The sequence below is a fragment of the Arthrobacter sp. FW305-BF8 genome (genome assembly GCF_021789315.1).
Classification (GTDB): Bacteria; Actinomycetota; Actinomycetes; order Actinomycetales; family Micrococcaceae; genus Arthrobacter.
This window is the reverse complement of the sequence record NZ_CP084561.1, coordinates 2563074-2575929: the sequence shown is the minus strand read 5'-3', so window position 1 is coordinate 2575929 and position 12856 is coordinate 2563074. Positions and strand designations below refer to the sequence as shown.

Below are 12856 nucleotides of genomic sequence, written 5' to 3'. Positions count from 1 at the left end.
GCTGCATTCGCAGGGCTTTTAGTGGCGGCGATATCGCTATTCGGCGCCCTTTGGGTGAACGGCAATATCCCGTTGCCAGCAGCCATCGCCACCTCCTTCATCCTGGGTGTCGCGACTTTTTTGGCGACAGGCCAGGGAGCCATGCGGAAACCGCGATAGCGACGGGCCGACAGCCCGTGACAGGCGTAGGTAGGCTCGCACGATGACGGACATTATGGTTCAGCACGCGTACGCCACTCGAGCAGCGGAGTACACGGCGCTGCTCGGGACAACTGACGCAGCCCATGAGGAGGATCAGCGGCTTATCGCCGGCTGGGGTAAATCCCTCCGTGGCCCAGCCATCGATGCAGGCTGCGGTCCAGGCCACTGGACGGCACTTCTCGCGAACCATGGTGCAGACGTTGAGGGCATCGATCTGGTTCCCCTCTTCATCGACAAGGCGCGAAGCCGGTTCCCGGCGACACGGTTTCGGATGGCAACACTCCGGGCGTTAGGAGTTCCGGACGGACGGCTGGCAGGCATCCTTGCGTGGTATTCGTTGATCCATCTTTCGCCAGCTGCATTGCCTCTCGTTCTTCGTGAGTTTGCCCGTTGCGTAAAGCCGGAAGGCAGCATCCTTCTCGGATTCTTCGAGGGTCCCGCCGGCGAACCGTTCCCGCACGCCGTCACGACCGCGTACTACTGGTCCGTGGGCGCAATGAGCCAGCACCTACTCGCCACAGGGTTTAAAGTTCAGGAAGTCCATGTCCGCACTGAACCGGAATGTCGGCCGCACGTGGCAATAATCGCCGTCAGGACCACCCCGGAGGGTTAGCATGCCTGCGCCGGACGAGCGGATGCACTCCGTGGGTTCGCCTGCCGGACCTAGAGCCGAATGTGGCGGAACAGCGCCGCCGTGCCCATGCCGCCGGCGATGCTGATCATCGCCAGGGCGAGCTTTCCTTGGGCGGAGGGTGTTTGATTCGGTACCTGCCGGGCCTGCGCGAGCAGCCTCGTGACCAGCACGGCGCCGGACGCCCCGTAGGCGTGGCCCAAAGCCAGCGCCCCGCCGTCGGCGTTGGCCCGAAGGGAGTCGATCCCGAGGCGGTCCAGGCAGGCGATGGTCTGCGAGGCGAAAGCCTCGTTGAATTCCACGAGGTCCACGTCCGCGGCATCCACGGACTTAGCAGCCAGCAGGCGCGAGGCGGCGGCCGCGGCGCCGATGCCCAGCAGCTTCGGTTCCACCCCGGCGGTCTCCGTGCCGAGTACCGCCAGGGCGTCGGCAGCGCCCAGTTCCCGGGCCCTGGCCAGCGAGGTGATGACGACGGCGGCTGCCCCGTCCGCGTCGAAGCACGAATTTCCGGCGGTGACAGAGCCGGATTCCACGAATGCCGCGGGGAACCGCGCCATCAGGGCCTCATTCAGTTTGGGGCGGGGACCGTCGTCGGCCGTTATTGCCGCTGATCCAGAGTCGGCCGGCAGCGCCACTGTCTCCCGGGCAAACGTGCCCTTGGCCTGCGCAGCCACAGCCCTGCGGTGGCTGCGCAGCGCAAACTCGTCCTGCCGGGCGCGGCTGATGCCGTACTCCCGGGCCACGTTCTCGGCCGCGACTCCCATGTCGGGGTCCCCGTGGCCGTGCGGCGCAAACTGTGCGCGGCTAAAGAAGGCGGCTTCGCCGTCGTCGTTCCGGTGTGCGCGCAGCGGCGCGGTGCTGATGCTTTCGACGCCGCCCGCAAGGTACGTGCCGCCGCCAGCCGCGACGAGCCGCGATGCGAGGACGATTGCGTCGAGGCCGGAGCCGCACTGCCGGTCGACGGTGAGGCCGGGAACGGTGACGGGCAGGCCGGCTTCAAGGGCCGTAAGCCGCGCGACGTTGCCGCCCGCGCCCACGGCGTTGCCGACGACGACGTCAGCCACCTCGCCCGCGTCCACACCCGTGTCAGTCAGCAGCGCGCTGAGGACCGGGGCCAGGAGCTCGTGGGAGCGCAGGTGCTTCAGCGCACCGTTCGCCCGGCAGATGGGCGTGCGCAGCGCCGCGATGATCACCGGTTGCCGGTCATCAGGCAGCTCGAGCTGCACGCCTGACGCCGTGACCCTAGGCGCCGCGCTCCTAGACAAGGTGCCGGACCCGGCTGTCGCGGGCCGCTATCCAGTCGAGCAGCAGCCGCCGGCTCACCTTTCCGCGGTCCGTTACTGGAAGCTCATCCAGGGCGTAGTACTGCAGCGGCCGCTTGTCCTTGGCCAGGACGTCCTCCAGTCCGGTTTTGAGCTGGGTGGCGGTGACTCCGCCGTGTGAGGGAACGATGCCGGCCACCACGCGCTGCCCGCGGAGGTCGTCGTCCATGCCTGCAGCGATGGCCGAGGCCACCCCGGGGACGGAGGACAGCGCCAGCTCGACCTCGTGGGGGTAGACGTTCTTGCCTGCGGTGATGATCATGTCCGCGCGCCGGCCGAGGATGTGCAGCACCCCGTCCGACAGGTAGCCCTGGTCCCCCACAGTGAACCAGCCGTCGAAGCAGCGCAGCGCCTGGCCGTCGTCGCCCCACAGGTAGCCGTTGCTGACCATGCCGCTTTGGACGCTGATGTTGCCTGCGGCCCCGTCGGGGAGCCCGTTTCCCGAGTCGTCAAGGATCCGCACCTCGACGCCCGGGAACGGCCGGCCGATCGCGGTGCTCCCGGCAGAGAACGGCTCCCCTGCGGCCAGGCCGGCGCCGGAGACAAAACTGAGCTCCGACGCACCGTAGTACTCGAAGATGGTGGCGTGCGGGGCCCACCGGCGGGCCGCCTCCAGTGTGCGCGCATCCAGCTTCGAGCCCGCACAGATGATGGTCCGGACGCCAGAGGCGTCCACGCAGCCCAGCAGTCCGCGTTCGCTGAGCAGCCGCAGCATGGTGGGCACCAGCACCAGCCGGGTGATGCCGTCATGGGTGATGGCGGCGTGGACGTCCCCGACGTCGAAAGATTCCAGGGTGTGGAACTCAGAACCGGCGTACAGGCATTCGGCCAAGGCGTACAGGTTGAGGCTGGCGGCCAGCGGGCCCGGTGCGAGCGTTTTGTCCTGCTGGCTCAGCCCGAAAAATTCCATGGAGGCCTCGAACGACTGCTGCCAGGAGCGGCGCGAGCGGGTGAAGGCCTTGGGCACGGAGGTGGTGCCGGAGGTCAGGCCGATGAGGAACGAGGACGCCGGATCCCCGTCCGCCAGACCGGTGTCGGCGCTCCCCGGAAACGGGTCAACGCCGCTGCCGTTGACACCACGGCCGTTGGGACCACTGCCCAGCCGCTGGACAATCTCGTCCCGCAGCGCGTGGGGCCAGGTGGGGTCCAAAACCGCGCACTCGCGGTCACCGGCGACGGCAGCGGCGAACTCAACGGCGAACTGGGTGGAGTTCGGTTGGGCGAGAACCGTGACACGGGCTGTACTGGAGGCTGCGGCGGCCTGCGCACCGTCGCGCAGTCCGGCCCAGCTGAGACGTTGTCCGGCCACGACGACGGCGGTGTCGTCGGGGCGTTCATCGGCCCAACGCTGAAGATTGTTGAGAAAAGGCATCGGACCAACTTTACCCGGCGGCACCCACCACAGCCTTGCTCCAAAGACTATTGTGACAACATGAGCTTCAATGACGGGGTCGAGCTGGACCCATCCCAGGTGGAAGACAGGCGCGGCGGCGGAGCGGGCCGCGGCGCGAAAATCGGCGGAGGCATCGGCGGCGGCGTCGTCCTGCTCCTTGCCGCCCTGTTCGGGATCAACCCGCAAATGCTGGGCCCACTCCTGGGCAGCGGCCAGGAACAGCCCGGCCAAAGCCAGGGAACGGCTCCGGCCGAGTGCAAACTTGGCTCCGATGCAGATCAGCGCCTCGACTGCCGCATCACCGGAACGGTCAACAGCCTGAATGCCTTCTGGCCCGCCTACCTCGCCGAGTACAACGTGAAGTACCCCCGGCCCAAGACTGTGCTGTTCGAGGGCGGCACGCGCACCGGCTGCGGTGCAGCCACGTCCGAAGTTGGCCCGTTCTACTGCCCGGCGGACACCACCGCCTACTTTGATCCAGGGTTCTTCCAGGACCTCGTCACCCGCTTCGGCTCCTCGGGCGGGCCCCTGGCCCAGGAATATGTGGTGGCCCATGAGTTTGGCCACCACATCCAGAACATCCTCGGCGACCTGGACAAGGCGCAGCAGGATCCGCAGGGCGCGGAATCCGGCGCGGTCCGGGTGGAGTTGCAGGCCGACTGCTATGCAGGGCTTTGGACCCGGTACGCCACCACGCAGAAGGACCCGAAGACCGGCAAACCCTTCCTTGAGCCGCTCAAGCAGCAGGACCTGAACGACGCGCTCTCGGCAGCCTCCGCAGTCGGTGACGACCGGATCCAGAAGGCCGCCACGGGCCGCGTCACGCCGGAGGGCTGGACGCATGGCTCCAGCGCGCAGCGGCAGAAGTGGTTCTACCAGGGCTACAAGACCGGCGACATCAACCAGTGCGACACGTTCAGCGCGGCAACACTCTGAACCCCTGGGCCCACGTCGGCCGGGTTCCCTGGCCGAGCTTGCGAGGTTAGGGGGCCGGTGGGGACGACGACGGCCGGCCACCTTCGTGAAGAAGGTGACCGGCCGTCGCCGTACTTTGGGAGTCGCCGTACTTTGGGATCAGATGTTGAAGCCGAGGGCCCGCATCTGGTCCTTGCCGTCGTCGGTGATCCGCTCCGGACCCCATGGCGGCATCCATACCCAGTTCAGGCGCCAGTCGTCCACTACGCCGTCAAGCGCCTTTCCAACCTGCTCCTCGAGCACGTCGGTCAGGGGGCAGGCCGCCGTGGTGAGGGTCATGTCGATCAGCAGGGCGCCGTCGTCCTCCGAGTACTTCAGGCCGTACAGCAGGCCCAGGTCCACGATGTTAACCCCGAGCTCGGGGTCGATGACGTCCTTGAGTGCCTCTTCGACATCCTCCAGCCCGGTGCGGGCTGCGTCGATTTCGGTCATGGTCAGTCAGTCCTAACTAGGCCTGGACCGCTGCGGCAGCCGTGGCGGTTCCGGCAGCACCGACGTAGCGGTCGTAGCCTTCTTCTTCCAGGCGGTCGGCCAGTTCCGGGCCGCCCTCTTCCACAACCTGGCCGTTCACGAACACGTGTACGAAGTCAGGCTTGATATAGCGCAGGATGCGGGTGTAGTGCGTGATGAGCAGTGTGCCCATGTTGCCGGTGGCGTGCGCGCGGTTGACGCCTTCGGAGACGACCTTGAGGGCGTCGACGTCGAGGCCGGAGTCGGTCTCGTCGAGCACGGCGAACTTCGGCTTGAAGAGTTCCAGTTGCAGGATCTCCACGCGCTTCTTCTCACCGCCGGAGAAGCCTTCGTTGACGTTGCGCTGGGCGAAGTCGGCGTCGATGCGCAGCTGCTGCATTGCGGCCTTGACGTCCTTGGTCCAGGTGCGCAGTGCCGGGGCTTCGCCGTCGATGGCGGTCTTGGCGGTCCGCAGGAAGTTGGTCATGGTGACACCCGGAACCTCAACCGGGTACTGCATGGCCAGGAAGACGCCGGCGCGGGCGCGCTCGTCGACGCTCATGGCCAGCACATCTTCGCCGTCCAGCGTGATGGTGCCGCCGGTGACGTTGTAGCGGGGGTGGCCAGCAATGGTGGAGGCCAGCGTGGACTTGCCGGAGCCGTTGGGGCCCATGATGGCGTGCGTCTCACCGGTGCGGATGGTCAGGCTGACGCCCTTCAGGATCTCCTTGGTGCCCTGCTCGGTGTCGATGCTGACGTGCAGGTCCTTGATCTCAAGAGTAGACATGTGTCTTGTTCTCCTCTGCACCTGCCGTTCTGTCGGCGGTGCGGTCATTAGTCTGGAAGTTGTTAGGTTCTGGCGCAGGCCCGGCTGGGCTTCAGGCTGGGCTGCCGGATTAGCTGAAGTTCGGCGTTTCGGCGCCGTTCAGGACGTTGGTGGTGTCCACGTAAACGCCGTCTCCGTGAATCTCCACCGCGAACACCGGAACGGGGTCGTAGGCCGGCAGCTGCAGGGGTTCGCCGGAGCGCAGGTCGAACTGGGAGCCGTGCCCCCAGCACTCGATGGCGCAGCCCTCCACCTCGCCCTCGGAAAGCGAGATGTCGGCGTGCGAGCACGTATCACCGATTGCGTGGATCTCTCCCATCGAGTCCTTGACGATCGCGACCGGGTAGTCGTCGATCAGGATCCGCAGGGCCTGCTTGGGCTGGATCTCGTTTGCGTTGCAGACGAGTTCGCCCTTTGGCTGTTCAGTCATCCGTTGTCCTGTGCTGTCGTTTCCGGCTGGTTGGGCCGGGCCTGGTCCGTACGGTCAGTTCTCGTGGGCGGCGAGCTCGCGCTCGACTTCCTCGGTCAGGCGCTCTTCGAGTGCCGGAACCTTGATCTGCTGGATGATCTCGTTGAGGAAGCCGCGAACGACCAGACGCCGTGCCACATCTTCGGGAATGCCGCGGGCCATGAGGTAGAACAGGTGCTCGTCGTCGAAACGTCCGGTGGAGCTGGCGTGGCCGGCACCCTCGATGAGGCCCGTCTCGATTTCGAGGTTGGGCACGGAGTCCGCGCGGCAGCCGTCGGTGAGCACCAGGTTCTGGTTCTTCTCGTACGAGTCGGTGCCCAGGGCCTGCTTCTGGATCAGCACGTCGCCCACCCAGACAGTGTGCGCGTTCTTGCCCTGCAGGGCACCCTTGTAGAGCACGTTGGACTTGCAGTTGGCCACGTTGTGGTCAACGAAGGACCGGTGCTCCAGGTGCTGGCCGGCGTCGGCGAAGTAGAGGCCCAGCAGCTCGGCCTCGGCGCCCTCACCGGAGAAGCGGACGTTGGAGTTCAGGCGTACCACGGAACCGCCAAGGGAAACGGCGATGTGCTTGTAGACGGCGTCCTTGCCCACCTGGGCGTCGTGCTGGCCCAGGTGCCGAGCGTTGTCTTCCCAGAGTTGCACGGAAATCACGGTGAGGTGCGCGCCGTCGCCGACGATCACTTCCAGGTTGCCGTTGTGGTCCGCCGCGCCCGTGTGTTCCACGATGACGACGCTGCGGGAGTTGGCGCCGGCTTCCAGCACGAAGTGTGCGTTGGAGCGGCGGCCTGCGCCCGCACCGTCGACCAGGATGCGCACCGGCTCAGCCGGTTCGGCGTCGGCCGGGATGACCACGTGCAGGGCCTCATCCGTGTTGGCGGAGGCGACGACGGCGGCCCGGTCGGCGGGGGCCAGGACGGTGCCGCGTGGGGCGGCTCCCTGTGCCAGGCTGCCGCGGACGTAGCCTTCGGGGGCTTCCACGGTGAACGCGGCCGCGTCGCCATCCGTGGCTGCGTCCGAGAACAGGTTGGCCAGTCCGCGGACCGGGGTGAAGCGCCATTCCTCTTCACGGCCGGTGGGCAGCGCGAAGTCGGCGACGTCGAAGCTCGTGAGCCGTTCGGCGCGCGAAGACATGACGGTGACGCCGTGGTTGTGGCTGTGGTCCACCTTGGCGGAGACCAGGCCCTCGCCTTCCTCGGTGAAACCTGCGATGGAAGGCGCCCCGATGCGGGCCTTTTCAGTAGTAATTTCGGCAGTCATTAACCGACGGATCCTTCCATCTGGAGTTCAATGAGGCGGTTCAGCTCGAGGGCGTATTCCATCGGCAGCTCGCGGGCGATCGGCTCGATGAAGCCGCGCACGATCATGGCCATGGCTTCGTCTTCGCGCATGCCGCGGGACATGAGGTAGAAGAGCTGCTCCTCGGAGACGCGCGAGACGGTTGCCTCGTGCCCCAGCTGCACGTCATCCTCACGGATGTCGATGTATGGGTAGGTGTCCGAGCGGCTGATGGTGTCCACCAGTAGCGCGTCGCAGCGCACCGTGTTCGCGGAGTGCTTGGCACCCTCGCGGATCTGGACCAGGCCACGGTAGGCCGCGCGTCCGCCGCCGCGGGCAACGGATTTGGAGATGATGGAGCTCTTCGTGTTCGGCGCGATGTGCACCATCTTGGAGCCGGTGTCCTGGTGCTGGCCCTCGCCGGCGAACGCGATGGACAGGGTCTCGCCCTTGGCGTGCTCGCCCGTGAGGTAGACGGCCGGGTACTTCATGGTGACCTTGGAGCCGATGTTGCCATCGATCCACTCCATGGTGCCGCCCTCTTCGCAGATGGCGCGCTTGGTCACGAGGTTGTACACGTTGTTGGACCAGTTCTGGATGGTGGTGTACCGGACGCGGGCGCCCTTCTTGACCACGATCTCGACGACGGCCGAGTGCAGCGAGTCCGAGGTGTAGATCGGCGCCGTGCAGCCTTCGATGTAGTGGACGTAGGAGTCCTCGTCGGCGATGATCAGCGTGCGCTCGAACTGGCCCATGTTTTCCGTGTTGATGCGGAAGTAAGCCTGCAGCGGGATGTCGACGTGCACGCCCTTGGGCACGTACACGAAGGAACCGCCGGACCATACGGCCGTGTTCAGCGAGGCGAACTTGTTGTCGCCCACCGGGATGATGGTGCCGAAGTACTCCTGGAAGATCTCCGGGTGCTCGCGCAGCGCGGTGTCCGTGTCCAGGAAGATGACGCCCTGGGCCTCAAGGTCCTCGCGGATCTGGTGGTACACGACCTCGGACTCGTACTGGGCTGCCACACCGGAGACCAGGCGGCTGCGCTCAGCTTCCGGAATGCCGAGCTTCTCGTACGTGTTGCGAATGTCCTCGGGCAGGTCCTCCCAGGAAGCGGCCTGCTTCTCGGTGGAACGCACGAAGTACTTGATGTTGTCGAAGTCGATGCCGGACAGGTCCGCGCCCCAGGTGGGCATGGGCTTGCGGTCAAAGTACTTCAGACCCTTCAGGCGGAGGTCCAGCATCCATTCCGGCTCGCTCTTTTTGGCCGAGATGTCGCGGACCACGTCCTCGTTGAGGCCGCGGCGGGCGTTAGCGCCGACGTCGTTCTTGTCGGCCCAGCCGTACTCATAGGTTCCGATGCCGTGCAGCTCGGGATTCTTCTCCAGAATCTCGGCGATAACACCAGGCTCGGCAACCTTCTTCTCTGATAGTTGGTCCGTCATCACGGCCTTTCTTGCAGATGGTTGGATACTTCGTCCAGGTTGTCCGGCGCGTCACCGGTGGCCGCGGCCACCGTCACGGCCGGACGGCCTGTGGGTATATGGGTGGTGCAGACGTGTCCCCCGCGGGCAAGCGTGGAAAGCCTGCGGACATCGACACCAACGAGGCGCGAAAACATTTCCGTTTCCGCGTCGCAGAACACGGGAAACTGGGTGGCCAGCTGCTGGATGGGGCAATGGCCCTGGCACAGCTGGACGCTGGACAGCGCCGCCGGCAGCGGGGCCTTGGCTTCAATGGACGCAGTGGAAGCGACGAAGCCGTCCCGGGACAGGGCGGCAGACAGGGCCTGCGCACGCGCCGTGGTGTCCGTTCCGGCGGCTTCCACCTCGGGGGCGTAGCGGCGTTCCATCTCCGCGAAACGCTCGACGGCGAACTTGCGGACGGCTTCGTCCCCAGCCATCACGCCGAGCTGCTTGAGCGCCAGGGTGGCAATGTTCAGGTAATCGTCGCCCAGCGAGGACTGGCCCTGGGAGCTGAGGACGTAGCGGCGGGCGGGGCGGCCGGCACCGGCGCCTGCGCGGGCCACGCGCTTGACCTCGATCACGCCGGCGCGTGACAGGTGGTCCAGGTGGCGGCGTACGGCGGCCGGTGTGAAACCGAGCAGGTCACCCAGTTCGGCCGCGCTGACCGGCCCGTGCTCCAGGACGGCGCTGAGGACGCGGTCGCGCGTGCGCTCGTCGGCGTCGGCCGCTGCCGGCACGGACGCCAGGGCAGCACGCTTTCCACCGCGCAGTGCACCTGTCGGCGCACTCTGCCCGGCCAATGGCACGGAAGTGGTGTTGGTCATGGAATACACAACACAATCATGTCGTAATTTATTGCGACGTTCCAGTAAGGCTAGGCTGACCTGAGCCCGGAGGCTGCGCCGGTCCGGCGGCAGTACGCCGGCTCACCAGTGACAGTACTACTTCACGTAGAATGCTGGGGTGCGATTCCCCAAATCCCCCGTGTTGACCATCGACGGGCTCATCAAGGACGTCGGTCCGCTGCCCACCCTCGATGGCAAGATGCTCAGGGTAGTGAGTGACGTCTCACTCATCGCCGGCCGCGGCGAGGTCACGGCGCTGCTCGGTGCCAACGGCGCCGGTAAGACTACCACCATAGAATGCGCGCAGGGGCTCCAGAAGCGCACGGGCGGAAGTATTACGCTGCTCGGCTCGGATCCCGGCACCGCCGGTGCGGAACTGCGCGCCCGCGTCGGCGTCATGCTCCAGGACGGCGGCCTCCCGCCGTCGGCCCGTCCCATCCCCCTGCTCCGGCACATTGCCGGCATGTACCGCAATCCCAGGCCGCTGGATGAGCTGGTGCAGCGGCTGGGCATCGATAGCTTCAGCAGGACCAATGTCCGCCGGCTCTCCGGCGGACAGAAGCAGCGGCTCGCTCTCGCCGCCGCCCTGATCGGCAATCCCGAGGTCCTGTTCCTGGACGAACCCAGCGCCGGGCTGGACCCGCAGTCCCGCCAGTTGGTCTTCGACCTGATCGCGGAACTCCGGGACAGCGGGATGGGGATCATCCTCACCACCCACCTCATGGATGATGCACAGCGGCTGGCCGACTACGTGTACATCATCGACGCCGGCAGGAACGTTGCGGAGGGCACCGTTGCCCAGCTGCTGCAGCACAACATGCCCGAGACGCCGCACAGGGACCATGTCCGGACGCTGCACTTCGAAGCACTGCCGGGACTGGACTTCACCGGCGTTCTGGCGGCCGAAATCGAGGTCCGCGAGACGCGTTCCGGCAGTTACACGGCCACCGGCGCGCTGACCCCTGAGGACCTCGCAGCGCTGACCGCCTGGTGGGCACACCACGGCATCATGCCGGGCTCGCTGAGCATGGAGGCCCGGAGCCTCGAAGACGTATTCCTTGACATTTCCGGAAGGGAAATCCGATGACGACAGCCACGGGCAGCGCTCCCGCTCCCCTGCTCCGCCGGATCCTGCTGCAGGGTAAATACGAGGCCGCGACCATGCTCCGGAACGGCGAGCAGCTGATCCTCGCGGTGGTCCTGCCCCTTCTTGCCCTGATCGGGCTCACGGTCACCCCGCTGCTCGACGGCATGGGGGACAGCCCGGTCAATGTCGCGGTCCCGGGCATCCTAGCGCTGTGTGCCATGTCCACTGCGTTCACCGGGCAGGGCATCGCCACGGGCTTCGACCGGCGGTATGGAGTGCTGCGGTTCCTGTCCACCACGCCACTGGGACGGGCCGGCCTCATCGCCGGAAAGATCCTCGCCGTCCTGGCTGTCCTGGTGATCCAGGTGGTCATCGTGGCCGCGGTCGCCTTCCCGCTCGGATGGCGCCCCGATCCGCTGGGCCTGCTGCCCGGCCTTTGCATGCTGGTGCTGGGCGCGGCCGCGTTCACCGCGCTGGGGCTGCTGGTGGCGGGCACCGTCCGGCCCGAAGCCACGCTGGCCATAACCAACCTGCTGTGGATCCTGCTCGGCGCCCTGGGCGGCATCGTCATCCCCATGCAGCGGCTGCCGGAGCTCGCCCAGAACACCGTCCACCTGCTGCCGTCCGGGTCCCTCGGCGAAGGGCTGCGGGACGCCTTCCTGCACGGCGCCATCAACGGCAACGCTGTCCTTGTCCTGCTGATGTGGACGGTTCTCGCCGGCGCAGCAGCCATCCGCTGGTTCAAATGGAATTGAGAATAACGTGAGTACGGCTTCGCGCCTCCCCCAGTTCGTCGGCCGCCTGGCATCCAAGCTTCCGGTCACCGTCGATTCGACCGTCCGCCGCCTTGCCGTGCTGTCCCTGATCGGGCAGACGGTCCTGGTGGTCACCGGCGGCGCCGTCCGACTGACCGCCTCGGGCCTTGGCTGCCCCACCTGGCCCAGGTGCACGAACAATTCTCTGGTGAATACCCCCGAGATGGGCATCCACGGCTTCATTGAGTTCGGGAACCGGCTCCTGACGTTTGCCCTGGCCGCCGTCGCGGCACTCATGCTCGTTTACTTGTGGAACCTGCGCAAGGAGCGCAAGGACCTGTTCCTGCTGGCCCTGGGCCTGCTGGCGAGCATCCCGGCGCAGGCCATCATCGGCGGCATCACGGTGCTGACCCAGCTGAATCCTTGGGTTGTCGGGCTGCATTTCCTGGTGTCCATGGCCCTGGTGGTTTTTGCCACGCTGCTGGTCAACCGTGCGTACGGCAGGACGGGCGGGTTCCGCACACGTCCCCTCACTGCCCTGCCGGGGGTCCTGCGGCCGGTGATGACCGCCGTCGCACTGTTCTCCGCGATCGCCGTCATGCTGGGCGTCGTGGTGACCGGCGCCGGACCGCACGCGGGTGACGCCAATGCGCCCCGGAACGACCTGGACTGGGACCTCTTCTCGCACATCCATGCCGTGCCCGCCTACCTGGTCACCGCCGGCACGCTGCTCGCCGTGTACTTCGTGTTCCGCCGCGGCATTGCGGGGACGTTCCGGACGGCCGTGCTGATGCTCCTCGGCGTCACCGTGCTCCAGGCCGTCATTGGCTTCACCCAGTACTACAACGGCATTCCCGCGCTTCTCGTGGGAGCACACATGCTGGGCGCGGCCCTGCTGATGAGCGCGGCAACGAACGCCGCTGACATCGCCCGCTCCAGTCCCGTCAGGTAACTTTTCCCCCGACGCTCTATCACGTCCTGCCGCGTGGCGGGCGACGCTTCCTCACATCCCGTCGCTTCATCCTCGACGCTTCCTCACACCCCGTCGCTTCATCCTCGACGCTTCCCCACATCGGGCCACCGGCGGCCAACGAGAAACGCCCCTCCACATGTGCGGTGAAGGGGCGTTTCGTCATTCCGCCGGAGGTGAGGACGCGTCGC

General features: G+C 66.6%; 13 protein-coding genes. 5 read left to right on the top strand and 8 right to left on the bottom strand.

Annotated features, from left to right (window positions below):
• The first annotated feature begins 202 nt into the window (after positions 1 to 202).
• The gene (locus tag LFT45_RS11390; RefSeq protein ID WP_236803313.1) at positions 203 to 814 is read left to right on the top strand and encodes a class I SAM-dependent methyltransferase; all 612 of its coding nucleotides are present in this window, start codon (positions 203 to 205) and stop codon (positions 812 to 814) included.
• Positions 815 to 864: 50 nt separating this feature from the next.
• On the opposite strand, the gene LFT45_RS11385 is transcribed toward LFT45_RS11390, so the two are convergent.
• Together LFT45_RS11385 and LFT45_RS11380 are read right to left on the bottom strand one after the other, a co-directional pair.
• Positions 865 to 2058 (bottom strand): thiolase family protein, encoded by a 1194-nt coding sequence (locus LFT45_RS11385; RefSeq protein WP_236803312.1) that lies wholly within the window; start codon positions 2056 to 2058, stop codon positions 865 to 867.
• Between the two features lie 31 nt (positions 2059 to 2089).
• Positions 2090 to 3526 carry a class I adenylate-forming enzyme family protein gene (locus LFT45_RS11380; RefSeq protein WP_236803311.1) on the bottom strand — a complete coding sequence of 479 codons (1437 nt, stop codon included), beginning with the start codon at positions 3524 to 3526 and terminating at the stop codon, positions 2090 to 2092.
• Between the two features lie 60 nt (positions 3527 to 3586).
• Here LFT45_RS11380 and ypfJ point away from each other — a divergent pair, with 60 nt between their 5' ends.
• On the top strand, positions 3587 to 4483 hold the full coding sequence (gene ypfJ / locus LFT45_RS11375) for a KPN_02809 family neutral zinc metallopeptidase (protein ID WP_236803310.1): 897 nt from the start codon (positions 3587 to 3589) through the stop codon (positions 4481 to 4483).
• A gap of 138 nt (positions 4484 to 4621) precedes the next feature.
• On the opposite strand, the gene LFT45_RS11370 is transcribed toward ypfJ, so the two are convergent.
• The 6 genes from LFT45_RS11370 to LFT45_RS11345 form a co-directional block, all read right to left on the bottom strand.
• The gene (locus LFT45_RS11370; RefSeq protein WP_102973549.1) at positions 4622 to 4954 is read right to left on the bottom strand and encodes a metal-sulfur cluster assembly factor; all 333 of its coding nucleotides are present in this window, start codon (positions 4952 to 4954) and stop codon (positions 4622 to 4624) included.
• A 16-nt stretch (positions 4955 to 4970) separates the two neighbouring features.
• A complete protein-coding gene (gene sufC / locus LFT45_RS11365; protein WP_236803309.1) occupies positions 4971 to 5759 on the bottom strand; it encodes a Fe-S cluster assembly ATPase SufC in 789 nt (262 codons plus the stop codon).
• Positions 5760 to 5868: 109 nt separating this feature from the next.
• Positions 5869 to 6228 (bottom strand): non-heme iron oxygenase ferredoxin subunit, encoded by a 360-nt coding sequence (locus LFT45_RS11360; RefSeq protein ID WP_190609058.1) that lies wholly within the window; start codon positions 6226 to 6228, stop codon positions 5869 to 5871.
• A 54-nt stretch (positions 6229 to 6282) separates the two neighbouring features.
• A complete protein-coding gene (gene sufD, locus LFT45_RS11355; RefSeq protein ID WP_236803308.1) occupies positions 6283 to 7524 on the bottom strand; it encodes a Fe-S cluster assembly protein SufD in 1242 nt (413 codons plus the stop codon).
• Positions 7524 to 8987, bottom strand: a complete 1464-nt coding sequence (gene sufB, locus LFT45_RS11350; RefSeq protein ID WP_236803307.1) for a Fe-S cluster assembly protein SufB — start codon at positions 8985 to 8987, stop codon at positions 7524 to 7526. The genes sufD and sufB overlap by 1 nt, the downstream gene beginning before the upstream one ends.
• Positions 8987 to 9841 (bottom strand): helix-turn-helix transcriptional regulator, encoded by an 855-nt coding sequence (locus LFT45_RS11345; RefSeq protein WP_236803306.1) that lies wholly within the window; start codon positions 9839 to 9841, stop codon positions 8987 to 8989. The genes sufB and LFT45_RS11345 overlap by 1 nt, the downstream gene beginning before the upstream one ends.
• Positions 9842 to 9971: 130 nt before the next feature.
• On the opposite strand from LFT45_RS11345, the gene LFT45_RS11340 reads away from it, so the two are divergent.
• The 3 genes from LFT45_RS11340 to LFT45_RS11330 are packed head-to-tail and all read left to right on the top strand — an operon-like array spanning position 9972 to position 12647.
• Positions 9972 to 10940 carry an ABC transporter ATP-binding protein gene (locus tag LFT45_RS11340; protein WP_236803305.1) on the top strand — a complete coding sequence of 323 codons (969 nt, stop codon included), beginning with the start codon at positions 9972 to 9974 and terminating at the stop codon, positions 10938 to 10940.
• Positions 10937 to 11695 carry an ABC transporter permease gene (locus LFT45_RS11335; RefSeq protein WP_236803304.1) on the top strand — a complete coding sequence of 253 codons (759 nt, stop codon included), beginning with the start codon at positions 10937 to 10939 and terminating at the stop codon, positions 11693 to 11695. Before LFT45_RS11340 ends, LFT45_RS11335 begins: the two co-directional genes overlap by 4 nt.
• Positions 11696 to 11702: 7 nt before the next feature.
• Positions 11703 to 12647 carry a COX15/CtaA family protein gene (locus tag LFT45_RS11330; protein WP_236803303.1) on the top strand — a complete coding sequence of 315 codons (945 nt, stop codon included), beginning with the start codon at positions 11703 to 11705 and terminating at the stop codon, positions 12645 to 12647.
• Positions 12648 to 12856: the final 209 nt, after the last annotated feature.

What these genes read in the sequence shown, in the direction of transcription:
- sufC (WP_236803309.1), bottom strand. Translation starts at nt 5,759, where the DNA reads ATGTCTACTCTTGAGATCAAGGACCTGCACGTCAGCATCGACACCGAG.
- LFT45_RS11360 (WP_190609058.1), bottom strand. Translation starts at nt 6,228, where the DNA reads ATGACTGAACAGCCAAAGGGCGAACTCGTCTGCAACGCAAACGAGATC.
- sufB (WP_236803307.1), bottom strand. Translation starts at nt 8,987, where the DNA reads ATGACGGACCAACTATCAGAGAAGAAGGTTGCCGAGCCTGGTGTTATC.
- ypfJ (WP_236803310.1), top strand. Translation starts at nt 3,587, where the DNA reads ATGAGCTTCAATGACGGGGTCGAGCTGGACCCATCCCAGGTGGAAGAC.
- LFT45_RS11370 (WP_102973549.1), bottom strand. Translation starts at nt 4,954, where the DNA reads ATGACCGAAATCGACGCAGCCCGCACCGGGCTGGAGGATGTCGAAGAG.
- LFT45_RS11335 (WP_236803304.1), top strand. Translation starts at nt 10,937, where the DNA reads ATGACGACAGCCACGGGCAGCGCTCCCGCTCCCCTGCTCCGCCGGATC.
- sufD (WP_236803308.1), bottom strand. Translation starts at nt 7,524, where the DNA reads ATGACTGCCGAAATTACTACTGAAAAGGCCCGCATCGGGGCGCCTTCC.
- LFT45_RS11380 (WP_236803311.1), bottom strand. Translation starts at nt 3,526, where the DNA reads ATGCCTTTTCTCAACAATCTTCAGCGTTGGGCCGATGAACGCCCCGAC.
- LFT45_RS11390 (WP_236803313.1), top strand. Translation starts at nt 203, where the DNA reads ATGACGGACATTATGGTTCAGCACGCGTACGCCACTCGAGCAGCGGAG.